The 23,944-nt window shown below is 68.6% G+C and carries 21 protein-coding genes and 1 pseudogene; 14 read left to right on the top strand and 8 right to left on the bottom strand.

Features of this window, described 5'->3' with window-relative positions; translation table 11 throughout:
- Positions 1-141: 141 nt before the first annotated feature.
- The 4 genes from ON20_RS33360 (at position 142) to ON20_RS21865 (ending at position 2,511) form a co-directional block, all read left to right on the top strand.
- Entirely contained in the window at positions 142-771 is a 630-nt protein-coding gene (locus tag ON20_RS33360; RefSeq protein ID WP_157228936.1) for a hypothetical protein, read from the top strand.
- Positions 772-948: 177 nt separating this feature from the next.
- Complete coding sequence (locus ON20_RS33355; RefSeq protein ID WP_218002583.1) at positions 949-1,272, top strand: hypothetical protein; 324 nt, start codon at positions 949-951, stop codon at positions 1,270-1,272.
- Positions 1,272-1,559 carry a hypothetical protein gene (locus tag ON20_RS33350; protein WP_051163030.1) on the top strand — a complete coding sequence of 96 codons (288 nt, stop codon included), beginning with the start codon at positions 1,272-1,274 and terminating at the stop codon, positions 1,557-1,559. Before ON20_RS33355 ends, ON20_RS33350 begins: the two co-directional genes overlap by 1 nt.
- Before the next feature lie 85 nt (positions 1,560-1,644).
- On the top strand, positions 1,645-2,511 hold the full coding sequence (locus ON20_RS21865; RefSeq protein ID WP_040838103.1) for an Fpg/Nei family DNA glycosylase: 867 nt from the start codon (positions 1,645-1,647) through the stop codon (positions 2,509-2,511).
- Positions 2,512-2,517: 6 nt separating this feature from the next.
- On the opposite strand, the gene ON20_RS21860 is transcribed toward ON20_RS21865, so the two are convergent.
- From ON20_RS21860 to cobF, 4 genes are read right to left on the bottom strand one after another with little or no spacing between them, the layout of a single operon-like run.
- Positions 2,518-4,080 carry a carboxylesterase/lipase family protein gene (locus ON20_RS21860; protein ID WP_051163027.1) on the bottom strand — a complete coding sequence of 521 codons (1,563 nt, stop codon included), beginning with the start codon at positions 4,078-4,080 and terminating at the stop codon, positions 2,518-2,520.
- 14 nt (positions 4,081-4,094) lie between these two features.
- Positions 4,095-5,537 carry a dihydrolipoyl dehydrogenase family protein gene (locus ON20_RS21855; RefSeq protein WP_040838101.1) on the bottom strand — a complete coding sequence of 481 codons (1,443 nt, stop codon included), beginning with the start codon at positions 5,535-5,537 and terminating at the stop codon, positions 4,095-4,097.
- A gap of 9 nt (positions 5,538-5,546) precedes the next feature.
- Positions 5,547-5,792, bottom strand: a complete 246-nt coding sequence (locus ON20_RS21850) for a DUF2630 family protein (protein WP_040838099.1) — start codon at positions 5,790-5,792, stop codon at positions 5,547-5,549.
- A gap of 36 nt (positions 5,793-5,828) precedes the next feature.
- Positions 5,829-6,584, bottom strand: coding sequence for a precorrin-6A synthase (deacetylating) (gene cobF / locus ON20_RS21845; RefSeq protein WP_040838098.1), 756 nt, complete (start codon positions 6,582-6,584; stop codon positions 5,829-5,831).
- A gap of 133 nt (positions 6,585-6,717) precedes the next feature.
- Here cobF and ON20_RS21840 point away from each other — a divergent pair, with 133 nt between their 5' ends.
- From ON20_RS21840 to ON20_RS21815, 6 genes are all read left to right on the top strand, one after another.
- Positions 6,718-7,554: a thymidylate synthase gene (locus ON20_RS21840; protein ID WP_245547379.1), complete on the top strand. Its 837-nt coding sequence runs from the start codon at positions 6,718-6,720 to the stop codon at positions 7,552-7,554.
- Complete coding sequence (locus tag ON20_RS21835; protein ID WP_040838097.1) at positions 7,551-8,057, top strand: dihydrofolate reductase; 507 nt, start codon at positions 7,551-7,553, stop codon at positions 8,055-8,057. The genes ON20_RS21840 and ON20_RS21835 overlap by 4 nt, the downstream gene beginning before the upstream one ends.
- Before the next feature lie 127 nt (positions 8,058-8,184).
- Complete coding sequence (locus ON20_RS21830) at positions 8,185-8,511, top strand: cupin domain-containing protein (protein ID WP_040838096.1); 327 nt, start codon at positions 8,185-8,187, stop codon at positions 8,509-8,511.
- 60 nt (positions 8,512-8,571) lie between these two features.
- Positions 8,572-9,597 (top strand): Dyp-type peroxidase, encoded by a 1,026-nt coding sequence (locus ON20_RS21825; RefSeq protein WP_040838094.1) that lies wholly within the window; start codon positions 8,572-8,574, stop codon positions 9,595-9,597.
- Entirely contained in the window at positions 9,594-10,394 is an 801-nt protein-coding gene (locus tag ON20_RS21820; RefSeq protein ID WP_040838093.1) for a family 1 encapsulin nanocompartment shell protein, read from the top strand. Before ON20_RS21825 ends, ON20_RS21820 begins: the two co-directional genes overlap by 4 nt.
- An 82-nt stretch (positions 10,395-10,476) precedes the next feature.
- Positions 10,477-11,007: a hypothetical protein gene (locus ON20_RS21815; RefSeq protein WP_040838091.1), complete on the top strand. Its 531-nt coding sequence runs from the start codon at positions 10,477-10,479 to the stop codon at positions 11,005-11,007.
- Between the two features lie 25 nt (positions 11,008-11,032).
- Here the strand turns inward: ON20_RS21815 and ON20_RS21810 are convergent, their stop codons facing one another.
- A complete protein-coding gene (locus ON20_RS21810) occupies positions 11,033-12,652 on the bottom strand; it encodes an acyl-CoA dehydrogenase family protein (protein WP_040838089.1) in 1,620 nt (539 codons plus the stop codon).
- A 65-nt stretch (positions 12,653-12,717) separates the two neighbouring features.
- Between ON20_RS21810 and ON20_RS21805 the strand changes: the two genes are divergently transcribed.
- A complete protein-coding gene (locus ON20_RS21805) occupies positions 12,718-13,476 on the top strand; it encodes a crotonase/enoyl-CoA hydratase family protein (protein ID WP_040838088.1) in 759 nt (252 codons plus the stop codon).
- A gap of 101 nt (positions 13,477-13,577) precedes the next feature.
- A complete protein-coding gene (locus ON20_RS37660; protein WP_051163025.1) occupies positions 13,578-15,317 on the top strand; it encodes a hypothetical protein in 1,740 nt (579 codons plus the stop codon).
- 108 nt (positions 15,318-15,425) lie between these two features.
- Here the strand turns inward: ON20_RS37660 and pgi are convergent, their stop codons facing one another.
- The gene (gene pgi / locus ON20_RS21790; RefSeq protein WP_040838086.1) at positions 15,426-17,063 is read right to left on the bottom strand and encodes a glucose-6-phosphate isomerase; all 1,638 of its coding nucleotides are present in this window, start codon (positions 17,061-17,063) and stop codon (positions 15,426-15,428) included.
- A gap of 125 nt (positions 17,064-17,188) precedes the next feature.
- Here pgi and ON20_RS21785 point away from each other — a divergent pair, with 125 nt between their 5' ends.
- On the top strand, positions 17,189-18,643 hold the full coding sequence (locus ON20_RS21785) for an NAD-dependent succinate-semialdehyde dehydrogenase (protein ID WP_040838085.1): 1,455 nt from the start codon (positions 17,189-17,191) through the stop codon (positions 18,641-18,643).
- A gap of 217 nt (positions 18,644-18,860) precedes the next feature.
- Here ON20_RS21785 and ON20_RS21780 read toward each other — a convergent pair whose 3' ends face one another.
- Positions 18,861-19,154 (bottom strand): chorismate mutase, encoded by a 294-nt coding sequence (locus ON20_RS21780; protein ID WP_040838083.1) that lies wholly within the window; start codon positions 19,152-19,154, stop codon positions 18,861-18,863.
- Positions 19,155-19,554: 400 nt separating this feature from the next.
- Between ON20_RS21780 and ON20_RS21775 the strand changes: the two are divergent.
- A pseudogene (locus tag ON20_RS21775) lies at positions 19,555-21,666 on the top strand (UvrD-helicase domain-containing protein); the annotation flags it as partial.
- Positions 21,667-22,209: 543 nt separating this feature from the next.
- Here ON20_RS21775 and ON20_RS41065 read toward each other — a convergent pair.
- Positions 22,210-23,037: a M23 family metallopeptidase gene (locus tag ON20_RS41065; protein ID WP_438803430.1), complete on the bottom strand. Its 828-nt coding sequence runs from the start codon at positions 23,035-23,037 to the stop codon at positions 22,210-22,212.
- Between the last annotated feature and the right edge of the window lie 907 nt (positions 23,038-23,944).

Here is a 23,944-nt window from a genome sequence, read left to right as displayed (position 1 = left end):
GCGGACGGCCAGGTGCCGTAATGCGCGGTACGCCCTGAAAATCCGCGAATTGTTCGTATCGGCGACACCGAAGGCCGATTCGCCACGGTCGGCCCACTCCCCGCTTACCCTGAACATCGGAGCGACAGCGGGGGTGCGTACATGAGCAGGCGGTATGACCGAGACTTCGAACTCGCTCGGGCAGTGGGAATTCCGTTGCTCGCGGTGGGAGTGGCGGCCGGGGGAAGCCTCTTGGCGGCCTATGGTCCGGGCGGGCGGGCGGGCACGCTGATCGGCGGTGTGATCGTCCTCGCCGCCTGTGTCGGGGCATTCTTCTCCGGCGTTTCCTACGACAACGTTGTGGCGTTCTTCAGCGGAATCCCCCTGTTGTTGGCCTGTATCGGTGCCGCCGGAATGGTGGAGGAGGCAGCGCTCAGATCGCGCGGTGAGGCGACGATATGCACGGTGACCGAGATCGACGTCCGTAGGGAGACGAGTACGCACACCGACTCGGAAGGCTTTACGCACACCACCACGACCACCTACTACGACCACGCCCTGAACTGCGATGCCACCGACGGGCCTGCCGCGATGACCCGCACCGAGAAAGTCGCCGACGTGGGGGAACGCGCCCACGTGACGTACGACCCCCAGGGGCGGGTGGAATCCGACCTGATCGAGGAGATCCGTGAGGATGATCGAGGCAACGAGTGGATGTTCGGCCTCGGCCTGGCGGTGACGCTCGTCATCCGCGTCCCCATCGGCCTGACCGTGGGAAGCCATTTCCCGTGATCCGGGCGCTATGGCGGATTACACCCGTTCGGACACCGAAGGCGGCACCGCTATCCCGGGAACAAGGCCCGGGGTGGGGATCGGTGACCCCCACCCCCGACCACCGGTATCGCGGCCGTGTACTGCACGCCGGCGCACCAGTTTCCGTTGGGTGGGCGGCTGACGGCACGGCGTCGGGTGCGCTTGGTCGACTATGCGCGCGCCCGCGGCGTGCTGGTCATCGAGGACGACTACGACGGTGAATTGCGCTACGACGCCGCCCCGCTACCACTGTTGGCGGCGATGGCGCCGGATGTGGTCGTCCACCTCGGCACCACCAGCAAAATCCTCTCCCCGACACTCGGCGTCGCCGGCTGGTCGCCGCGCCCGAGATCACCGAGGCCGTACTGGCCCATCGCGAAACCACCGGAAGCGGTCCGGGACCGGCGGGCCAGTTGCTGCCGGCCGAAGTGGCCGCGCACGGCGACCTGGCCTGCCACCTGCGTCGGTTGCGTCGCGTGATGCCACCGCGCCGCGCGTGCGCCGTGGCCGAGCTGCGCCGGCGAGGGCTGGAGATCAGGGGTGACGACGCTGGTTCGCATCTGGTGGTGCCGTTGCCGACCGCGCGGGCCGAGCACGCCGCGGTGACAGCGGCTCGCGAGCGTGGCGTCGCCGTGGCCGGTCTGGCGGCGTACCACATCGGAGCAGAGCGTGTCTTCGGCGTGGCGCTCGGATACGCGGCTTTTCCGGAGCGCGAATTGCCGACCGCGGTGCGCACGGCCGCGAGTTGTCTGGCCGAGGCGGGATGAATGTCCACGTGGTCGGTACCCGGACAGCGCCGATCGGGTACGTGAACGGTCCGACGATGTCGGTGGCCGCGGGTAGCCTGGGCCCGTGCCCGAACTGCCGGAGGTGGAGGCGCTGGCGCAGTTCCTGCGGGAACACGCGGTCGGTGCCGTGGTGGGACGCGTCGACGTGGCGGCATTGAGTGTGGTCAAGACCTTCGACCCGCCGGTGACGGCGCTGTCCGGGCGGGACGTGACCGGCGCCGGACGGTGGGGCAAGTTCCTGGGTATGGACTGCGGCGGGCTCTGGTTGATAACCCACCTGTCCCGGGCCGGGTGGCTGCGCTGGACGGACAGCCCGAGTCAGGCGCCGCCGAAGCCGGGCAAGGGGCCGTTGGCGTTGCGCGTGCATTTCTTCACCCCCGAGGGCGACACCCCGGCCTTCGACCTCACCGAGGCGGGCACCAAGAAACGGCTCGCGGTCTACGTGGTGCACGATCCCGACCAGGTTCCGGGTATCGCCCGACTCGGCCCGGACGCGCTCGCGGTGGGCGAGGACCGGTTCGCCGAAATCCTCGCCGGCACCACCCAGAGGATCAAAACCGCCCTGGTCGACCAGGCGCTCCTGGCCGGAATCGGCAACGCCTACTCCGACGAGATCTTGCACACCGCGCGGATTTCCCCGTTCGCCACCGCCAAATCCCTGGCACCGGACAAGGTTTCGGAGCTGTACGCCACGATGCGCACGGTGCTGCTCGACGCGGTGGACCGGTCGGTCGGCCAGGACGCGGCCCGGCTCAAGGGCGAGAAACGTTCCGGTCTGCGGGTGCACGCCCGCACCGGTATGCCCTGCCCGGTCTGCGGCGACGGCGTCCGGGAGGTCGCCTACAGCGAGCGCTCCTTCCAGTACTGCCCCACCTGCCAGACCGGTGGCAAGGTCCTGGCCGACCGGCGGATGTCCCGGCTGCTCAAATAGCCGCCCTCACACCGCCTCGGTGGCCTCGGATCCCGGCTCGTCGCGCTCACCGCCTGCTCGATGTGCCGGCGACGCCGCTCGGATTCCTTCCCACGCCAACCGCCGGGCGCGGTGCGGGTCGTCATCCACCCGCCCGGGGTCGTCGATGATCAGGGTGCTGCGCCGGTCCTCGGTGTAGGCCGGCCAGGACGACAGCGGTGCCCCGGTTCGGGCGAATTCCAGCCAGTTCTCCTGGAACTGGTAGGTTACCGAACGCATACCGCGGCGACCGCCCGCGGCGGTGAGCGCCCGGCCCCACGATGTGTCGCCACCGCCGAAGACCGGGATGAGATCGGTGGCGTGCGTCGCCCCCAGCCCGGCCAGCCGCAGCGAGCGGGGCGCGAAATCGTAACGGTAGGCGTAGGTAGGCGCATGGCGGCTGTGTCCGGCCATGACCTCGACCGAAGGCCGCCAGAAGGTGTAATCGCCGCCGGCCTGGACCGCCACGTCCTCACGCGGGAAGCCGAAATAGGTGTCCAGCACTCGGCGGGTCGCCTCCTCCCCGGACGCGGCGAGGACGGCGCGCAGCCGCTCGGGGTCGGTGGGCAGCGCGTCGGCGAAGCGCGCGAACAGAGCGCCTTCGTTGCGGCAGGTGCCGATGATCAGCGGCACCCGATGCGCGTTCCCGTCGATAATGGCGTCGAACGGCAGCTGCGGCAGCAGGTCACCGTCGACCACGGGTGCGGTGGGGAAGAAACCCGGATGGTCCTGGGCCGACTTGCGCAGGGCCCGCTGGTAGGCGCGGCGGATGTCGTGCGGATCGCTTTCGGTGAGCGCCTTGTGCGCGTTCTCCGAGGAGGACAGGAAATTCACGCAGAGCCGCGCGAACATCTGGGCCTCTTCCAGGGTGACACCCCAGTCCGCGGGCGCGCTCTGCGCGATCGCGCGGTGGAACAGGCCCGCGGCGTCCGGGGCGGCCAGCAGGCTCAGCACCGCGTGCGCGCCCGCCGATTCGCCGAAGATCGTCACATTGTTCGGGTCACCGCCGAAGGCGGCGATGTTCCGCCGCACCCATCGCAGTGCGGCGATCTGGTCGCGCAGGCCCAGATTCGAATCGAAGGGACGCGCATCGGTGCCGAATTCACCGAAATCCACATATCCGAAGACGCCCAGCCGATAGTTCAGCGATACCACGATCACATCGCCGCGCAGCGCCAGCCGCGCCCCGGAGTACAAGGTCAGCGCGGAGGTGCCGAAAATGTACCCGCCGCCGTGGACGAACACCATCACCGGACGAGGTGCCGAGGACGAGGACGCGGGCGCGACGATATTCAGTGTCAGCGCGTCCTCACTCATCTGCTGGGTCTGCCGGGGGCTTATCCGTCCTCCGAAACGAGGCTGGATGGCGGCGGACTGGAATTCGGTCGCATCACGCACGCCGGTCCACGGGCGCACCGGTTGCGGGGCGCGAAAACGCAGGTCACCAACCGGCGGCGTCGCGTAGGGAATGGCCCGCCACCGTTGGATACGTCGTCCGCGGCGGCCCCGCACGACGCCGTCGGCGGTTGTGATGTCAGCTGATGCCACCATCTGCCCGATGGTAACTATTCGTGGTAACGCTCCAGTAGGTGCAGCCAGAATTCACTGACCGTCGGGTAGGCGGGTACCGCGTGCCACAGGGTGTCGAGGGGGACCCGGCCGACTATCGCGACAGTGGCGGCATGCAGCTGCTCGCCCACTCCCGGGCCCACGAATGTCGCTCCGAGCAGAGTGTCGGTCGCGGTATCCACCACCACCGCGGCCGTACCCGAATATCCGTCACGCGCCAGCGACGACCCGGCGACCGCGATATCGAGTTGTATCGCCCGTACCGCATACCCTGCGCGCTGTGCCGCGGCCTCGGTGAGCCCGACCGAAGCGACCTCCGGCTCGGTGAAGACCACCTGCGGTATCCGGTTGTGGTCGGCGGTCGCGGTGAACCGCGGTCGGTCGAGCGGGCGGCCCTCGGCCCGGGCGGCGATCACGTCACCGCAGACCCGACCCTGATATTTGCCCATATGGGTGAGGGCGGCACGATGGTTCACATCCCCCACAGCGTAGAGCCAGTCACCGGGTACGCCGAGCACGGCGAGCTGATCGTCGACCTCGAGATAACCGGGTTCCAGGCCCAGCCCTTCCAGGCCCAGGTCGTCGGTGTTCGGTGTTCTTCCGGCGGCCACCAGGATCTCATCGGCGGTGAACACGGACTCGCCGTCGGGACCACGTGCGGTGACGGTGACCGTGCCACCGTGAATCCGCCCCTCCCCGGTCGCCGCGGGCGAGTCCCGCTCGACCCGCACCGGTTGGGTGCCGAATCGGATGTCCACGCCGCGCTCGGCGAGCGCGGCCGCCACCCGCTGCCCGGCGAACGGTTCCGCGGCGGCGAGCAGTGCCGACCCGCGCACCAGCACGGTGACCTCGGCGCCGAGCGACGACAGCCAGGTCGCCGCCTCACACGCCACCACGCCCCCGCCGACCAGCACCACCCGTTCGGGAATCTCATGCAGATTGGTGGCATCGCGTGAGGTCCAGGGGAGAGCGGCGCGCAGCCCGGGGATATCGGGCACCGCGGCGCGGCTGCCGGTGGCGACCACCACGGCATGCCGGGCGCGTAGCGTCCGATCTCCGACCCGCACCCGATACGGATCGGTGAGCCGGCCGACACCGCGGATCACGTCGATTTTGCTCTGCGAAGCCCATTCGACCTGACTCGAATCGTCGTGGTCGCGGCCGTGGGTGTGGACGAATTCGTCGCGGCGGCGCAGCACCGCCTCGATATCGAGCCCCTCGGCCCGCACACCCGGCAGGGCCCGCGCCGCGGACAGCACATGCCCCGGCCGCAACAGTGCCTTGCTGGGGATACACGCCCAATAGGAGCATTCCCCGCCGAGCCGTTCCCGCTCGACGATGGCGGCGGTGCGGGAGCTGCCCACAATGGCATACGCGGCGGCGATCTCGCCGGCCGGACCGCCACCGAGCACGATGACGTCGTAGTCGACGTTGCTCACTCGGCGGCGCTACTGGAGGTAGCCCTCGACCTGCGCGGCCGAGTTGGGTGCGACCTCGTCCGGGGACCTACCCGCGTCGAGTCGGGCCCGCCGCTGCCGCAGCAGATCCCAGCACTGATCGAGCATGACCTCCATCTCGGCCAGTTTTCGGCGCTCCTCCCGAGGATCGAGCTCACCGTGCTCGGCCCGCGACCGCAGGTCGTGCTCGTGGTCGACCAGTTCCTTGATACGCCCGAGAATGTCCTGTTCGGTCATGCAGACCATGCTACGACCGTGCCGCCGAATCTCCGTTCAATCGTCGGCGGCCCCGTCCGGCGGCCGGAGCAGATAGGTGTCCATGATCCAGCCCTTGCGTGCGCGCAGTTCGGCGCGGCGACGCACGATCTCGGCGGAGACGTCGCCGACCCGACCCGCGATCAAGGTTTCGTCGGGCATCCCGAGATAAGCGCCCCACCGGATGTGGGCATCCGGGGACAGTTCGGTGAACGCGCAGTCGCCGTCCAGCATCACCACCGTCGACCGGTCGCCGAGACCCTCGGCGCGCAGCCGCCGACCGGTGGTGATGTGCACGGGTTCGCCGATCCGGTGCAGTACCGTGCGGTACCGGGCGGCCAGCGCCTGCACACTGGTCACCCCGGGGATCACGGTGTAGTCGAAGTCGAGCGCGCCACGGGCGAGCACCCGTTGCACCATGCGCAGAGTGCTGTCGTAGAGCGACGGATCACCCCAGACGAGAATCCCACCGACGCCGTCGCTCTGCGCGAACGCCTCCTCCAACAGCAGCGAACGCCGTTCGTGCCAGTCCCCGACCTCGCCCCGGTAGTCGGCGGGGTCGCGGTCGCGCGGCGGGTCGGGAATCTCCACGATCCGGTACGGGCGGTCCACGTGTTCGGTGAGTATTGCGGTGCGCACATCGACGAGCTCCTGTTTCTCGGCCCCCTTACCGATCACGAAGAACACGTCGACCCGCCGCATGGCCTTGATCGCCTGCACCGTCACCTGATCGGGGTCACCGGCGCCGATACCGATCACGTACAGCTCGCGCATGATCCCAGCTTCGCAGGAACCCCCCACCCGGTTCGAGCCACCCGCCCCGATCGGACGCCCACCCAGGTGGTTGGAGCCCGCCCCCGACCCGCGCCGCCGAAGGCGGCGCAATAAAACACAGTAAGCTCGCCACGTGGCCAGCGCAGCGAACACCCAGATCCCGGAGCCGCGACGCCCGGACACCCAATACGAAGATCTGCTTCGGCTCGTCCTCGGCTCCGGCGCCGCGAAGGCGGACCGCACCGGCATCGGCACCCGCAGCGTCTTCGGCCACCAGCTGCGTTACGACCTGTCCGCCGGGTTCCCCTTGATCACCACCAAGAAGGTGCATCTCAAATCCATCGTCTACGAACTGCTGTGGTTCCTGCGTGGTGACGCCAATGTGCGCTGGCTGCAGGACAACGGCGTGACGATCTGGGACGAATGGGCGGATTCCGCCGGGGAACTGGGCCCGGTCTACGGCGTGCAGTGGCGTTCTTGGCCCACCCCGGACGGCCGGCATATCGATCAGATCGGCGAGTTGCTGCACACTCTGCGCACCGACCCGGATTCGCGGCGCATGATCGTCTCCGCCTGGAATGTCGCCGACCTGGACAAGATGGCGCTGGCCCCCTGCCATGCGCTGTTCCAGTTCTATGTCGCCGACGGCAGGCTCTCCTGTCAGCTGTACCAGCGCAGCGCCGACCTGTTCCTCGGAGTGCCGTTCAATATCGCCGGTTACGCGCTGCTCACCCGCATGGTCGCCCAACAGACCGGGTTCGAGCCCGGTGATTTCATCTGGACCGGCGGCGACTGCCATATCTACGACAACCATGTCGAGCAGGTCACCGAACAGCTGAGCCGCACCCCGTACCCGTTCCCCACGCTGCGCCTGCGTCGGGCCGCATCTCTGTTCGACTACCGTTACGAGGACGTGGAGGTCGTCGACTACCGGTGCCATCCGGCGATCAAGGCGCCGGTGGCGGTGTGACCGCGAACCGCTCCACCCGCGCCGTCGGCCTCGTCTGGGCGCAGACCCCGCGCGGGGTGATCGGCGCCGACAACACCATTCCCTGGCGGATACCGGAGGATATGGCCCGGTTCAAGGCCGTCACCATGGGACATCCGGTGGTGATGGGCAGACGGACCTGGGATTCGCTGCCCGGACGGTTCCGCCCGTTGCCGGGACGCCGCAATATCGTGGTCAGCAGGCAGGCGGCGTGGGAGGGTGACGGCGCCGAGCGCGCCGGATCGGTCGAAGAGGCACTGCGGATCACGCTCCCGGAGGACGTCTGGGTCATCGGCGGCGGCGAGATCTACCGGGTCGCCCTGCCGCACGCGACGGAACTGCTTGTCACCGAGGTGGACAGCGATATCCACGGCGACACCTACGCGCCGGCCCTCGGCCCCGAATGGCATACTCGTGACGACGACGCGTGGTCGCGATCCTCGGGCGGTTTGCGCTACCGTATCCGCCGGTTCGTGCGAGCCTGACCGGAAATCACCCGCCTCACGCGAGCGACCCGGAAAACACCGAAACCCCGGGCCGGGGTCGGGCATACTCGGGTTGACAGCCCGCGAGAGCAGCCCGCTCGCGGGAGTGCCCTGCGAAAGGCGGTTCATGGACAAGAAATCGCTGACAGCCCTCGCCCGCCAGCAGCTCAAGCTGGCCTACACCGCGACGAGCGGCCGCAGCTCGCAAACGGTCTTCGGCGGTCACGCGCATTCGCTCCGCCAAACCGTGGTGGCTCTCACCGCCGGTCAAAGCCTGGCCGAACACGATAACAACGGAGAGGCCACCCTGCTGGTGCTCTCCGGGACTCTCACCCTCATCAGCGGCACCAACGAATGGAAGGGTTCGTCCGGTGATCTGCTCGTGGTCCCCAAGGCGCGGCACAGTGTCAAGGCGGTCGACGATGTCGCGTTCCTGTTGACCGTGGCGATGTAGTGCCGGTGGCCGCCGGTGTCACCGCCGGGCGGGGTCGGCCGGGATCGATAGGCTGCCGATATGAGTGAGCCGCAGCCCATCCTCGACCCGCTCACCCCTGCCGCCCTGTTCCTCGTCGCCACCGTCGGCGCCGGCGGCGAAGAGGCGGTACGGGGTCTGCTCGAAGACCTTCCGGGGCTACGGCGTTCGGTCGGGTTCCGGCTGCCCGGCGCCGATCTGAGCTGCATCGCCGGGATCGGGGCGGCGGCCTGGGATCGGTTGTTCGCCGGACCCCGTCCGGCCGAACTGCACGAGTTCCCCGGCTACGCGGGCCCGCGGCACCATGCACCGGCCACACCCGGTGATCTGCTGTTCCATATCCGCGCCCAGGTGCACGACGCCTGTTTCGAACTGGCCATGGCCATCGCCGACCGGTTGGGGGATGCGGTCGCCTTCGTCGACGAGACCGTCGGGTTCCGGTATTTCGAACAGCGTGATCTGCTCGGGTTCGTCGACGGTACGGAGAACCCGGAGGGGACACTGCCGGATTCCCCCGCCGGACGTGCCGTGTTCGTCGGTGACGAGGACCCCGACTTCCGCGGCGGCAGCTATGTGATCGTGCAGAAGTATCTGCACGATATGACCGCTTGGCGGTCGCTGCCGGTGCCCGAGCAGGAACGGGTGATCGGGCGAACCAAACTCGACGATTTCGAGTTCGCCGAGGACGACAAACCCGCCGATTCCCATATCGCCGTGGCGGTGGTGGTCGAACCGGACGGCACCGAACGGCAGATCCTGCGCGCCAATATGCCTTTCGGCAGTATCCGCGGCGGCGAATTCGGCACCTATTTCGTCGGCTATTCGGCCACCCCGCGCGTCACCGAAACCATGCTGGAACGCATGTTCCTCGGCACCGACGAGGCTCCTCACGACCGCATTCTGGATTTCTCCACCGCCGTCACCGGCTCGCTGTTCTTCGTCCCCACCCAGGACTTCTTCGACGCACTGCCCGAGTCACCCGGCGCCGCCGATACCGCCGACACCCCGATGCGCGGCTCGGACGGCTCCCTCGGTATCGGCACCCTGAAAAGGAGCACCCCCGTATGAACAACCTCCACCGCGAACTCGCCCCGATCACCGCCGCGGCATGGTCGGCGATCGAGGAGGAAGCGACCAGGACGTTCAAACGGCATATCGCCGGCCGCCGGGTGGTCGATGTCTCCGGTCCGCACGGCTTCGCCTTTTCCGCGGTCGGACTGGGCCGGACCGTTCCCATCGCCGCGCCCGACGAGGGAGTGCAGGCCCGGCAGCGGATAGTGGCACCGCTGGTGGAGCTGCGGGCGCCGTTCACGCTGTCGCGCGAGGAGCTCGACAATGTCGAACGCGGTGCCCGCGACACCGACCTGGACGCGGTCAAGGACGCCGCCCGCAGGATCGCCTTCGCCGAGGACCGCGCCGTCTTCGAGGGCTATCCGGCCGCCGGTATCACCGGTATCCGCGCCGCCCTGTCCAATGAGCCGCTCCAGTTGCCCGCCGATCCGCTGACGGTCCCGGAGGTGATCGCCCAAGCGTTGAGCAAGCTCGGACTGGCCGGAGTGGACGGGCCGTACGCGGTGCTGCTCAGTGCGGACCTGTACACCAAGGTCAGCGAGATCTCCGATCACGGACATCCGCTGCGCACCCATATCGAACGCATCGTGCCCGGCGGCGAGATCATCTGGGCGCCCGCCATCGACGGCGCGTTCGTCCTCAGCACCCGCGGTGGCGATTTCGACCTGGCGCTGGGGCAGGACCTGTCCATCGGCTATCTGAACCACACCCCCGAAACCGTCGAACTGTATTTCCAGCAGAGCCTGGCCTTCAACGTGTACACCGCCGAGGCCGCAGTCGCCCTGCACGCCTGAGCAGGCACTCGACGACCGGCAGCCGGTACCGTGTGGCCCGGAACACCGCCGGTGGGGTGTTGCGAGCGAATCGGGAGACGAGATGAAAGCGGTGCATGCGGGCGTCGTGCCCCACCGTCGGGTACTGGGCTACGGCCTGTTCGGCCTCGGGATCGTGGTGGTGGTCTGTGTGGCGACGGTGCTGCTGTTCGGCCTGCACCGCGTGGTCACCGGACTGTTCATCGGGGCCGTTGCCGCGACCGCGGCCCTGTTCGCCCTGTTCACCCGGGATGCCGTCATCCTCACCGAACAGGCCATCTACCGCCGCACCCCGTGGTCGGTGGACAGCATCGACTGGGGTCGTGTGGTGGCGGGGCGGTTCGGCCTCGACGAGCGGGCCCGATGGTCGCTGGCCCTCGACCTGAACGGCGGTACGGAACCACACCGGGAACTGGTGCTGCTGTCCATCCCGCCCGTCGCCGGGCCGGTGTCCGGCGCCTACGATCTGCGCAAACAGGAACAGGTGAATGAGATCCGGGACATGCTGCGGCGGAAGAAGGTGCCGGTGACGGTCCTGCCCGAGATCGCGGGGGCGCTGCACGAGCATTGGAAGATCGCGCCCCCGACCCGCTGAGGGGCGCGATCGTCCCCGACGGAACTCAGACGAACGCGCGCTCGATGATGGCCGCGGTGTCCACACCGGTCGGCAGGGTACCGAAGGCCATACCCCAGTCATATCCGAGCCGAGTGGCGCAGAACGCGTCCGCCACGGCCGCGTGCCCGTGCCGCACCAGCTGCGCACCCTGCAGCACCAACGCCATCAGCTCGACCACTCGCCGGGACCGGTACTCGATATCGGAGAGGTCGGCCAGTTCCTTGCCCACCCGGGCGATCGCGTCGTCCAGCCGCGGATTCTCGCCCTTGGCCAGGGACACCTCGGCGAAATACGCCTCCACCGTCTCCGGGTTGCGTCCCATGGCCCGCAGCGCGTCCAATGCCGCGACATTGCCCGACCCCTCCCAGATGGACATGAGCGGCGCCTCCCGGTACAGCCGAGGCATCCCGGACTCCTCGGTGTAGCCGTTGCCACCGAAGCATTCCAGCGCCTCCGCGGCATGCGCCGGCGCCCGCTTGCACACCCAGTATTTGGTCACCGCCAGCGCGATCCGACGCAGTGCCGCCTCGGCCGGGTCGCCGCCCGCCCGATCGGTGGCGCCGGCCAGCCGCATCATCACCGTGGTGGCGGCGTCGGATTCGATCACCAGATCGGCCAGGACGTTGCGCATGGCCGGCTGGTCGACCAGCGCTGCGCCGAACGCCTTGCGGTGGCGTGCGTGGTGGACCGCGAGCACGGTACCGGTGCGCATACCGGTCGCCGAGCCGATCACACAGTCCAACCGGGTCATGTTCACCATTTCGATGATGGTCTTCACCCCGCCACCGTCCGCGCCGATCAGCCAACCGGTGGCGTTCTCGTATTCGATCTCCGACGAGGCGTTGGACTTGTTGCCCAGTTTGTCCTTGAGTCGCATGATCCGGATCGGGTTGCGGGTTCCGTCCGGCAGCACTCTCGGCAGCAGGAAACACGACAGGCCACCCGGTGCCTGCGCCAGGGTGAGGAACATATCCGACATCGGGGCGGAGGTGAACCATTTGTGCCCGACGATGCGGTAGGAGCCGTCGGGCTGCGGGGTCGCGGTGGTGGTGTTGGCGCGGACGTCGGAGCCGCCCTGTTTCTCGGTCATCGACATACCCGCGATGAGCCCGGCCTTGGTGGACGGTTCGCGCAGGCCGAAATCGTAGGTGGTCGAGGCCAGCAGCGGTTCGTATTTCGCCGCCAACTCCGGATTGTGGCGTAGCGCCGGGACGACGGCGTAGGTCATGGAGATCGGGCACATGTGCCCGGCCTCCGCACCGCCCCAGGTGAAGAATTTCGCCGCCCGCGCCGCATGGGCGCCGGGACGGTTGTCGGTCCAGGGTGTGGCGTGCAGGCCGTGCCGGACCGCGACCCGCATCAGATCGTGCCAGTGCGGATGGAACTCCACCTCGTCGACGCGGTGGCCGTAGCGGTCATGCGTGTGCAGGACCGGCGGATACTCGTTGGCCAGCCGCCCCCAGTCCTGTACTTCTTCCGACCCCGCGAATACTCCGAGTTCGCGCACCTCCGGTTCGGCCCAGCCCGCTCCTTCGCGGTGCAGGCCTTCCAGAAGCGCCGGATTGTGGGACAGGTCGAACGGCGCGATCGGCGGCACCTGGTTGAAGACTTCGTGCGTCGGCATCGGGCACTCCTGGACTGGTATCGATTCTCTTCTTCGCGCAACGCGTGTACCCGTAAGGTCGAGGTGTGAGCGTACGAGTTGAACACGCGGGCCCGGTTACCACGGTAATCCTGCACCGGCCGCAGGCCCGCAACGCCGTCGACGGCCCCACGGCCGCAGCGCTGGCCGACGCGTTTCGTGCCTTCGACGCCGATCCCACCGCGGCGGTCGCCGTGCTCTGGGGCGAGGGCGGTACCTTCTGCGCCGGAGCCGATCTCAAGGCGATGGGCGGTGAGAAATCCAACCGGCTCACGCCGGACGGTGACGGCCCCATGGGCCCCACCCGGCTGCGGCTGTCCAAACCGGTCGTCGCCGCCGTCTCCGGTTATGCCGTCGCGGGCGGTCTGGAACTCGCGCTGTGGTGCGATATGCGCGTCGCCGAACAGGACAGCACCTTCGGGGTGTACTGCCGCCGGTGGGGTGTTCCGCTGATCGACGGGGGGACGGTCCGGCTGCCGCGGCTCATCGGCACCGGGCGGGCCATGGACATGATCCTCACCGGACGTCCGGTGAGCGCGCCCGAGGCATTGCAGATGGGGTTGGTGAGCAGGGTCGTCCCCACCGGCGACGCCCGCCGGGTGGCCGAGGAGATCGCCGGTCAGCTCGCCACGCTGCCGCAGACCTGTCTGCGCTCGGACCGGCTGTCGGTACTCGAGCAGGAAGGGATGGACGAGTCGACGGCCATGCGCAACGAATTCGAACACGGGATGGCCACGCTTATGGCGGGCGATCTGGAGGGGCCGCGGAAGTTCGCGGCGGGGGAGGGGCGTGGTGAATTCCGCTGAATGTACGGGCACGTCCGAACGGGCGGCCGGGGCCGCCCCGTTGCCGTGTCGGCGGCACGACAGCCGTGGACGGCCGGTGAGCACCGGCCCGGTCTGAGCGTATGCACAGGCTGAGCGTCGTCGACGAGATCTTCCTGCGGGCGCATCACGGGATGGGGACACCGATCGCGTTGCAGGGGTTGTGGCGGACCGCGGACCGCGTCGATCGCGCCCTCTTGGAGCGAACGCACGAGATGCTGCGGACCGGGCCCCTCGGCCGTCGCGTGGTCCGCTCTCGGGTCCCCGGTGCCCGGCCCTACTGGCAGCGGTCCGTCCGGGCCCATCCGTTCGACTACATCTCCGCGCCGATCCCCGCAGCCGAGGTTCTCGCCTGGGCCGATACCCGAGGCGATGATCTCGATCCCGAACACGGTCCGGGCTGGCGTTTGTCCGCGACCGCGGTGGACGACGGCGGCACCGTGGTCGCCCTCACCTGCTCGCATGTCCTGGCGGACGCCAGGGGGCTGATCCTGGCCGTCGAGGACGCGTTGGAAGCGCTGAACCGCGCTTCGGTGCCCCCGGGTCGGGGAAACGCGGGGGTGGGCGATTCGGCGGATGGGCCGGGTTTCGGGTATGGCGCAGAGCTCGGTGAACCGTATCCGGGAGGGGAAGACCCCTATCTCGGGAATCCGCCCGGTGGTACTTCGGTTCGTCCGGTATCCGCGGGAGCCGGAACGCCGGGAACGGACTGGGGAGACGCCCGGCGGCAGTGGTCGGTGGTTGTCGGCGGGACGGTCAGAGCGTTGTCCGGTGATATCGTTCGGTTCTTCCGGTCGCCGGGCTCGGCCTGGGGTGCGGACGCCGACAGGGGCGATCGGGGCTGTCCGGCCTCCGCCACCGGCCGGTGGACGGTCGGCTCTCCGCCGGTTCACGGCCTGTCCGGGTTGCCGGTGGGCTCGCCCACGGGTATCGCCGATCAGGGCGGTGCGGCGACGTCCGGCGCGTCCGCGAGGTCATCGATCGGTGACAGGGACAAGTGCGGTCCGCCGGCTCGTGTCGTGTCCGTGGAAGCGCTGGGCGCGGACGAGGGTGGTCCGTGGGATCGCGGGGTGTCCGCGGGGGCACCGGCCGGAGACGCGTGCGATCCGGGGGCCGGTGTATCCGTTCGCCCTTCGACCGGACCCATATGGCGAAGCGGTTCGGTGCGCACGACGGCTCTGCCCGTTACCGGGGTGGTCCTGCGGTGTTCGGTGAACCGGTGGGATCGGGTGGCGGCCGAGCACGGTGGAACCGCCAACAGCCTGTTCGTCTGGTTCGTCGCGCATACGCTGTGGGCGAGCGGGTTCCCGGCGCGGGGGATCGAGGCGAGCCTGCCGGTCGACACCCGGGCCGAACCGCGTATCGACAACGATCTGGCGATGACCGGGATCACGGTCGACCCGGACGACGGTCCGGCCGAGGTCCGGACGAAGTGCCGGCTCGCCTATCGGCGCCGTATATCGAGCCCGGGTGGGCTTCCCGAGGAGATCCTGCAGGTCGTCCCGGACCGGCTCGCCTACCTGATGTCCCGCGGTGCCGGCGAACGCGACATCCTCTGCTCCAATATCGGGCCGTTTCCGTCGCGGCTCCTCACGCTGGGCCCGTACCCGTGCACGGGTGTGGCCACGCGCGCCATCCACCCCGGCCTGACCGTCGCCCGCCGCCCCCGCACCCACCTGTTGGGCTACCTGTGCCGTACGCCCGACGAGTACAGCCTCACCTTGGCGGGACTCGACCCTGATCGGATCCCCAGCGACTCGGCGCTGCGCGTCCTGGCCCACCGCACGGCGGCACAGCTCACGCTGCCCGTCACGTCCTGGTGATCCGGCCCGCCGGCCATGGCACGGCTCGTTCCCGCGTGCGGTGGCGCCGGTCGCGCGGCAATCGCGCCCCGGTTGTCGCGGACGCGCCGAGCCGTTCGGCACGCGGCGTCAGCGGTGCGCCCGATACCAGCGGATCAGGCCGTCGGTGGAGGAGTCGTCCTGCGGTGCGGGTTCCTGCGCCGAGGTGAGCAGCGGCGCCAGCGCCAGCGCCTGCTGTTTGCCGAGTTCCACACCCCACTGGTCGAAACTGTCGATGCCCCAGATACTTCCCTCCACGAAAACCTGATGCTCGTAGAGCGCGATCAGCTGCCCCAGCACGGAAGGCGTGAGCTGCGGCGCCAGGATGGTAGTGCTGGGCCGGTTGCCGGGCATCACCTTGTGCGGCACCAGGTCGGCCGCGGTGCCCTCGTCGGCGATCTCCTCGGCCGTCTTCCCGAACGCCAGCACCTTGGACTGCGCGAACAGGTTGCTCATCAGGATGTCGTGCATACTGCCGGTACCGTCCCGGGTGGGCAGATCGTCGGTGGGGCGGGCGAATCCGATGAAATCGGCCGGAACCAGCCGGGTGCCCTGATGCAGCAGCTGGTAGAAGGCGTGCTGGCCGTTGGTGCCCGGTTCGCCCCAGAAGATCTCCCCGGTCGAAGTGGTCACCGGGGTGCCGTCGGCGCGCACCGATTTGCCGTTCGACTCCATGGTGAGCTGTTGTAGATAGGCCGGGAAACGGGCCAGATCGTTGGAATACGGCAGCACCGCCCGCGTCTGCGCGCCGAAGAAGTCCGAATACCACACACCGAGCAGTCCCAGCAGCACCGGCGCGTTCTCCTCCAAGGGGGCGCTCGCGAAATGCCGGTCGATGGCGTGCATTCCGGCCAGGAAGTCGGCGAAATGCCGCGGGCCCACGGTCACCATCACCGACAGTCCGATCGCGGAATCCACCGAATAACGTCCGCCGACCCAGTCCCAGAAACCGAACATATTCGCCGTATCGATACCGAACTCGGCCACCCGCTCGGTATTGGTGGACACGGCGACGAAATGTTTGGCCACCGCATCCTCGCCGAGTGCCTCGGCCAGCCAGCGGCGGGCCGCCGTGGCGTTGGTCAGCGTCTCCAGGGTGGAGAAGGTCTTGGACGCCACGATGAACAGGGTGGTGGCCGGGTCCAGCCCGGCCAGTTTCGCGACCAGATCCGCGGGATCGACATTCGATACGAACCGGGCGTCGATTCCCGCCGTGGCATAGTGGCGCAGCGCCTGATGCACCATGACCGGCCCCAGATCGGAACCGCCGATACCGATATTGACCACGGTGCGGATTCGTTCGCCGGTCGCGCCGCGCCAGGATCCCGAGCGCACCGATTCGGCGAATTCGCCCATCCGGTCCAGCACCCGGTGTACGTCGGCACCCGCGTCCACACCGTCGATGGTCAGCGCGGTCCCGGCGGGCAGCCGCAGGGCGATATGCCCGACCGCCCGGTTCTCGGAGGTGTTGATGTGCTCGCCCCGGAACATCCGGTCCCGGTGTTCGGCCACCCCCGCCTCACGCGCCAGCTCCACCAGCAGCCGGAGTGTCTCCCTGTTCACCCGGTGCTTGCTGTAGTCGATGTGCAGGTCTCCCGCGGTGAGGGTCAGGTCCCGTCCGCGTTCGGGATCCTCGGCGAACAGGTCCCGAAGCCGACTGTTGGAGACCGCGCGGTAGTGATCCTGCAGTTTCCGCCATGCCGCCGATGCGGTGATGTCGCTGCTCACGTCCGCCGAGGTTACAAGCCGCCGCGTTTCGGCGCACCGAAAACCTTCGCCGGGCACCCGAAACGCGTGTCGCCGGCCGCGGCCGCGTCCTGTTCTCGCGGGGATATCGGGCATAGCCTGGCGTCATGGTGTCGATCAACGAACTCCTCGAATCCGTACCGACGCGATTGTGGATAGGAGGGCCCGTCGACGCCGCCGGCGGAGGCACCTTTCCGGTGCACAATCCGGCCGACGGACAGGTCCTCACCCACGTCGCCGACGCCGGCCCGGAGGACGCCGTGCGCGCCCTGGACGCGGCAGTCGCCGTTCAGTCCGAATGGGCCGCCACCTCTGCCCGGGAACGCGGCGAGATCCTGCGGGCGGTGTATGAGCGGATCACCGCCCGCGCCGAGGAATTCGCCCTGCTGATGACCCTGGAAATGGGCAAGGCGCTCCCGGAGAGTCGTAACGAGGTGCGCTATGGCGCCGAGTTCTTCCGCTGGTTCAGTGAGGAAGCGGTGCGGGTCCACGGTCGCTATCTGCGCGCGCCGTCCGGGGCGGGCCGGATCATCGTGCACAAACAGCCGGTCGGGCCCTGTCTGGCCATTACGCCGTGGAATTTCCCGCTGGCCATGGGCACCCGCAAGATCGGCCCCGCGCTCGCCGCGGGCTGTCCCATCATTGTCAAACCCGCCTCGGCCACACCGCTGACCATGCTGCTGCTGGCCAAACTGTGCAGCGAGGCCGGGCTGCCCGACGGGGTGCTGTCGGTGATCACCTCCCGACATTCCGGCGCGGTGACCCAGCCGCTGCTCGACGACCCTCGGCTACGCAAACTCACCTTCACGGGGTCCACCGAAGTCGGCCGAATGCTGGTGGAGAAGTCGGCGGGTGGTCTGCTGCGCACATCGATGGAACTCGGCGGCAACGCGCCGTTCGTCGTCTTCGACGACGCCGATATCGACGACGCCGTCGCGGGAGCGATGCTGGCGAAGCTGCGCAACGGCGGTGAGGCGTGCACCGCGGCCAACCGTTTCCATGTCCAGCGCGGGGTATTGGACGAGTTCACCGATAAGTTGGTGCGGGCGATGGGCGAGCAGGTGCGGATGGGGCCGGGCACCGATCCGGACAGCACCCTGGGCCCGCTGGTCAGCGAAGACCAACTGAACTCCGTCGCGGAACTGGTCGACGACGCGGTCTCTTCCGGTGCCACCGTCCGACTCGGCGGCAAGGCGCCCGAGGGTCCCGGCTGGTTCTATCCGGCGACGGTCCTCACCGATATCCCCGCCGATGCCCGCATCCTGCGTGAGGAGGTGTTCGGGCCGGTGGCGCCGATCATCGGGTTCGATACCGAGGAAGAGGGCCTGGCCGCCGCCAACGACACCGAATACGGCCTGGTGAGCTACGTCTACACCCGGGACCTGGATCGCGCCCTGCGGGTCGCGGAGGGGCTGGAGAGCGGGATGGTCGGGGTGAATCGCGGTGTCATCTCTGATCCGGCGGCGCCGTTCGGGGGTGTCAAGGCCTCTGGATTCGGGCGTGAGGGCGGTACCGAGGGTATCGAGGAATACCTGTCGACCAAATACATCGCTGTGACCTGAGTTCCCGCCCGTACGCCGACCCGAGGAGAAGACCGGCGCCCGGGAACGAGATGACCGCCCCGAGGCGTAGACACCCGGGGCGGTCATGGGGCAGCGACGATCGGGGGAACGTCGCGCGGTTCTGGTGGGCCGGAGGAGATGGGCGGCTCGGCGGGCCCACCGGGTGGGCCGTCTTCTCCGGTACGTGCACGGTCGAAGACGGACCGTGCCGACCGTGCTAGCGGCCGAGGCGGCCGCGCCCGAGGCGCAGCAGCAGCATGGCGAGGGTATGGCCCTCCTGGCCCAGTTCGCTGAAGCGCTCCAGCACCTTCATCTCCCGACTGTGCACCAGGCGGGGGCCACCGGACGCCATGCGGGTCCGCCCGATGATCTGCGAGATCTCGGTCCGCCGCTTGATAGCGGCGAGGATCTCCGCATCGAGCCGATCGATCTCCTTTCGGAGCTTCTCGATCTCGGCCTGGGTGTGGGGCAGAGCCGAATCCGACCCGGTCGTCGTGGCAGGGGTGCTCATATTCCATCTCCTCGTGTCAGAACCCGGATCGGCCGCGGTGTCGTGCTCGTTACCGATTTCGGTTCCTTCACCGTGAAAACTGGCCCGATGCGGGCCTTGCGTTGCAATGTCCCCCCAGCATCTCCCCGATGGGGCGCTCAGGTGCCAGGTCCACGACCCCGCGGCCCGGCACAGATCCGGAATGAATGCCCGATGGGAGGTCTGACCATGGAGCCAGTCTGCCACGGTCGACAAACTATGCAAAACGCTAACGATAGGATAGCGGACGCACTTGGGCGCACCCTGATGCTCCCGACTCGTCGGTAGGTGTTCATATCGTGTTGATCTCGGTATCCGCGCGTGACCCCGATCCGGCCGAACGGTCGATCCTGTCGGCCCGCACCGGTAGCGTTGAGCAACGATGGACACCACTGTGGCTTCGGAACATCGAGATCCGGCACCCGGACAGCGGGCGCAGGAAAATTCGATTCGGACGGACGCGGCTCCGGACGGACTGATGGCGCAACAGCAGCGAATCCAGGCCGAACAGGCGCAGCGGCGCGCCGAGGCGGCCGCGCGGCGTGCGGATGAGGTCGAACGGCTGCTCGACGGGCTCAATCCCCAGCAGCGGGCGGCCGTGCTGCACACCGGGGCGCCGCTGCTCATCGTGGCGGGCGCCGGTTCGGGCAAAACCGCGGTGCTGACCCGCCGGATCGCCTACCTGCTGGCCGCACGCGGTGCCATGCCTGGGCAGATTCTCGCCATCACCTTCACCAACAAGGCCGCCGCGGAGATGCGTGAGCGGGTTATCGGGCTGGTGGGCCCGCAGGCGGCCAGTATGTGGGTCTCGACCTTCCACTCCAGTTGTGTGCGCATCCTGCGCAGCCAGGCGGCGCTATTGCCCGGGTTGAACTCCAACTTCTCCATCTATGACGCCGACGACTCCCGCCGCCTGCTCACCATGATCGTCCGGGATCTCGATATCGATCCCAAGAAGTACTCCGCCCGTCTGCTGGCGACGGCCATCTCCAACCTGAAGAACGAGCTCATCGGTCCGCGACAGGCCGCCGTCGACGCCGAATCGGACCCTGCCGAACTGCCCGGTGTCGTCGCCCGGGTCTACGGCGAGTACCAGCGGCGACTCCGCACGGCCAACGCGCTGGATTTCGACGATCTGATCGGCGAGACGGTGGCGCTGCTGCAGAACCACCCCGAGGTGGCCGAGTACTACCGCCGTCGTTTCCGGCATGTCCTGGTCGACGAATACCAGGACACCAACCATGCCCAGTATGTGCTGGTGCGCGAACTGGTCGGGCACGGCGCGGCGGGGGCTCCCGGCAGTGATACTCCGGTCGATGGTGACGCGGCCACCGAACACACCGCCGTTCCCGCCGGCGAACTGTGCGTGGTCGGTGACGCGGATCAGTCCATCTATGCCTTCCGCGGCGCCACCATCCGCAATATCGAGGAGTTCGAACGCGATTTCCCCGATGCCGAGACGATTCTGCTGGAACAGAACTACCGCTCCACCCAGCACATCCTGTCCGCCGCAAACGCCGTGATCGCCCGCAATCAGAACCGGCGGGACAAACGGCTGTGGACCGACGCCGGCGACGGTGAGCTGATCACCGGTTATGTCGCCGACAACGAACACGACGAGGCGGCCTTCGTGGCGCGGGAGATCGACCGACTGGTGGACGCGGGGGAGGCAGGCTACGGTGATATCGCGGTGTTCTACCGAACCAACAACAACTCCCGGGCGCTGGAGGAGATCTTCATCCGAATGGGCCTGCCGTACAAGGTCGTGGGCGGCGTCCGCTTCTACGAGCGCAAGGAAGTGCGCGATATCGTCGCCTATCTGCGGGTGCTGGAAAACCCCGAGGACGCGGTGAGCATGCGGCGCATCCTCAACACGCCCCGCCGCGGTATCGGCGACCGGGCCGAAGCCTGTGTGGCGGTACACGCCGAACAGCGCGGTATCGGTTTCGCGGCCGCCCTGCGCGACGCCGCCGAGGGCAAAGTGGCTCTGCTGAACACCCGGGCGCGCAATGCCATTTCCGGCTTCCTCGCTCTGCTGGACGAGATCCGGGCCGCCGGCGAAACCGGCGAAGCGGACTTCCCGGATGTCGGTGCGGTGGTCGAGGCGGTCCTCGACCGCACCGGCTACCGGGCGGAGTTGGAGGCCTCCGACGACCCGCAGGACGGCGCGCGGCTGGACAACCTCAACGAACTGGTGAGTGTGGCACGGGAGTTCAGTTCCGAGGCCCGCAACAATGCCGAGGCCGCGCGCGTCGAGGGACTGGTGCCCGAGCCGGCCGAGGGCGAACCCGATCCCGGCTCACTGGCCGCGTTCCTCGAGCGAGTGTCCCTGGTCGCCGATACCGACCAGATCCCGGCGGAGGGCTCCGGGCTGGTCACACTCATGACACTGCACACCGCCAAGGGTCTGGAATTCCCGGTCGTCTTCGTCACCGGCTGGGAGGACGGCCAGTTCCCGCATATGCGAGCCCTGGGAGATCCGGCCGAACTGGCCGAGGAACGCCGCCTGGCCTATGTGGGTATCACCCGGGCTCGGCGCAGGCTCTACCTCACCCGCGCCGTGGTCCGGTCCGGGTGGGGGCAGCCGGTATCGAATCCGGAGTCCCGGTTCCTGCAGGAGATCCCGGACCATCTGATCGATTGGAAGCGGTTGGAGCCCAAGGGGCCCGCCGTTCCGGTTCGGGGCCGCAGGCGGGGCGACGAGGGCTTCGAACGCGACTGGACCCGCGGCGACGGATGGGCGGAGACGGGCCGGTCCGAGCCGCGCCCGGGGATTCGGGAGCGGCGCCCGGCGCCGCGTGCCGCCCGCAACAATGCCGATCTGGTGCTCGCGGTCGGCGACCGGGTGAGCGACGACAAATACGGTCTCGGCCGGGTTATCGCCGCGGACGGTTTCGGCCCCCTGGCCACCGTCACCATCGACTTCGGTACCGCGGGCAAGATCCGGCTCATTCCGCAGTACAGCCGTACCCTGGTCAAACTGTGAGCGGGGGCGGCCGCCTTTCTCGGCGCCGCCCGCCCGCCTGCGGCCGATCGGTCAGTCGGACCGCTGGCCGAGGCTGATCCCCCGGGTGGCCAGCCACGGCAGCGGGTCGATCTTGTCGCTGCCGTTGAGCCAGACCTCGAAGTGAACGTGTGGACCGGTGGAGAAGCCTCGGTTGCCCACGGTGGCGATCTGATCGCCCGCCAGCACGTACTCGCCTACCGAGACGGTGGTGGTGTCGACGTGCCCGTAGACGGTGACCGTGCCGTCCTCGTGCCGGAGCCGTACCCACATGCCGAACCCGGCGGCCGGGCCGGCGTCGATCACCGTACCGTCGGCGACCGCGTAGATGGGGGTGCCGATCGGGGCGGCGATATCGACGCCCAAATGCTGCACACCCCAGCGCGCACCGAAGCCGGAGGTAAAGGCGCCGTTGGCGAACTTGGCGAACAGCGGCCGCATCTTGGCCGCCTCGGCCTCCGCGAGCTGTTTGGCATATTCCTGCCCGTTCTGCAGCATTTCGCCGAACTGGCTGATATGCGGTTCCGCTTCGACGGCCAGCATCTGCGGGGAATGGGCGGCGGCGGGTTGCGCAGTCTGGGTCGTGTCGCTCACCGGTTCCGCACCGAGCGCCTGGGTGTGGCCCGCGACCTCGTAGTCCGTGATCTGCTGCTGTTCACCGGTATCGGCGAGCGCGCACTGCCCCGCGGCGACAACCGCGCCGGCCGCCACCGCGGCGGCCACGGCCCGGCCCTTGAGGGCTCCCGGGGGTGCGGGCACCCGGTGTGCGCCGCCGGTGCGGGTCCTTCGGCCGGGAGCGGACGAGTCGATCGCGTCGTCGGGGTCCGCGGCCTCGTCCGCCCGTTGGGTGGCCGCCGCCAGGGTGGTGGGGTGGTCGGCCGGCGCCTTGCCCCAATAGGTCTCGACCGGTCCGGTGTGGCCGTCGGTCCAGGACCGGGCCTCGTTCCAGTCCTGGCCCGCGTTCCAGGCCTGGTCGGCCTGCCAGTCCGGATGCTGTTCGGCGTGCCAGTCCTGGCTCACGTCCCAGGTCTGGCTCTCCGGCCACGCGCTCTGCTCGGGGGCCGCGGACCAGTTGGTGTCGGCCGCGTCGGCGTGATTGTTGGCCCACGAGTCGTTGTCGGCCCAGAAGTTGTAGGTCGCGCCGTTGTCGTGGGCGGCCGCGTATTGGGCGGCCGCGGCGGGAAGGTGGTTCCGGCGGCGGGCCTGGGCGTCGGCCTGCGGGGCCTCGAATGCGGAGAAGTGGTCGAACGACTCGCTGTCGTCGCGGTAACGATGACCCGACCGGGAGCGATGGGGGGATTGGGGGGTGGTGCGATGGTTCATCGGCTGAGTCGCATCCGGAAGTCGTCAGTGCCGAGGTGCGGCGCCGAGGGATTGAATACGGAATGACGGGGTATGAAACAGCAACGGCGCGATGTGGAACCGCGTGGACCTTGGGGTGCGCGGTGCTGCCATTGCGGAGCGCGGTGCTGCCTCAAGCTGCCGTCCTCCTGTCATGCTCACTGAGGCCGAAATATCAGCGGGATCAACGGTTTCTATCAGGTTTTGTGATCGCGCCGTGACATCGACCGCCTCTGACGGTAACGAAATGATTGCGATGCGGCAAGTGGTGCGTTCCTCGCCGGTGCTTCCGTGAGGTCGATCACGATAGCAGCACGGCATGGCCCGCCGATCGGGGGTGCTGGGAGAGCGGTTCTCCGCGGAAGCGGACCGTCGAGCGGGTGCGCCGAGGGATGCGGGGGTGCGTGCGCGCAATGCGCGAAAAGCT

The organism is Nocardia brevicatena NBRC 12119 (assembly GCF_000308495.1).
Classification (GTDB): domain Bacteria; phylum Actinomycetota; class Actinomycetes; order Mycobacteriales; family Mycobacteriaceae; genus Nocardia; species Nocardia brevicatena.
Note: the sequence above shows the minus strand (reverse complement) of the source record. Positions and strands in the feature narration are given on the sequence as shown.

Coding starts and splice junctions, on each gene's coding strand:
- ON20_RS33360 (WP_157228936.1), top strand. CDS start 142: ATGAGCAGGCGGTATGACCGAGACTTCGAACTCGCTCGGGCAGTGGGA.
- ON20_RS33350 (WP_051163030.1), top strand. CDS start 1,272: ATGCCACCGCGCCGCGCGTGCGCCGTGGCCGAGCTGCGCCGGCGAGGG.
- ON20_RS21860 (WP_051163027.1), bottom strand. CDS start 4,080: ATGGTGGCATCAGCTGACATCACAACCGCCGACGGCGTCGTGCGGGGC.
- ON20_RS21850 (WP_040838099.1), bottom strand. CDS start 5,792: ATGACCGAACAGGACATTCTCGGGCGTATCAAGGAACTGGTCGACCAC.
- cobF (WP_040838098.1), bottom strand. CDS start 6,584: ATGCGCGAGCTGTACGTGATCGGTATCGGCGCCGGTGACCCCGATCAG.
- ON20_RS21830 (WP_040838096.1), top strand. CDS start 8,185: ATGGACAAGAAATCGCTGACAGCCCTCGCCCGCCAGCAGCTCAAGCTG.
- ON20_RS21825 (WP_040838094.1), top strand. CDS start 8,572: ATGAGTGAGCCGCAGCCCATCCTCGACCCGCTCACCCCTGCCGCCCTG.
- ON20_RS21820 (WP_040838093.1), top strand. CDS start 9,594: ATGAACAACCTCCACCGCGAACTCGCCCCGATCACCGCCGCGGCATGG.
- ON20_RS21815 (WP_040838091.1), top strand. CDS start 10,477: ATGAAAGCGGTGCATGCGGGCGTCGTGCCCCACCGTCGGGTACTGGGC.
- ON20_RS21810 (WP_040838089.1), bottom strand. CDS start 12,652: ATGCCGACGCACGAAGTCTTCAACCAGGTGCCGCCGATCGCGCCGTTC.
- ON20_RS37660 (WP_051163025.1), top strand. CDS start 13,578: ATGCACAGGCTGAGCGTCGTCGACGAGATCTTCCTGCGGGCGCATCAC.
- ON20_RS21785 (WP_040838085.1), top strand. CDS start 17,189: ATGGTGTCGATCAACGAACTCCTCGAATCCGTACCGACGCGATTGTGG.
- ON20_RS21780 (WP_040838083.1), bottom strand. CDS start 19,154: ATGAGCACCCCTGCCACGACGACCGGGTCGGATTCGGCTCTGCCCCAC.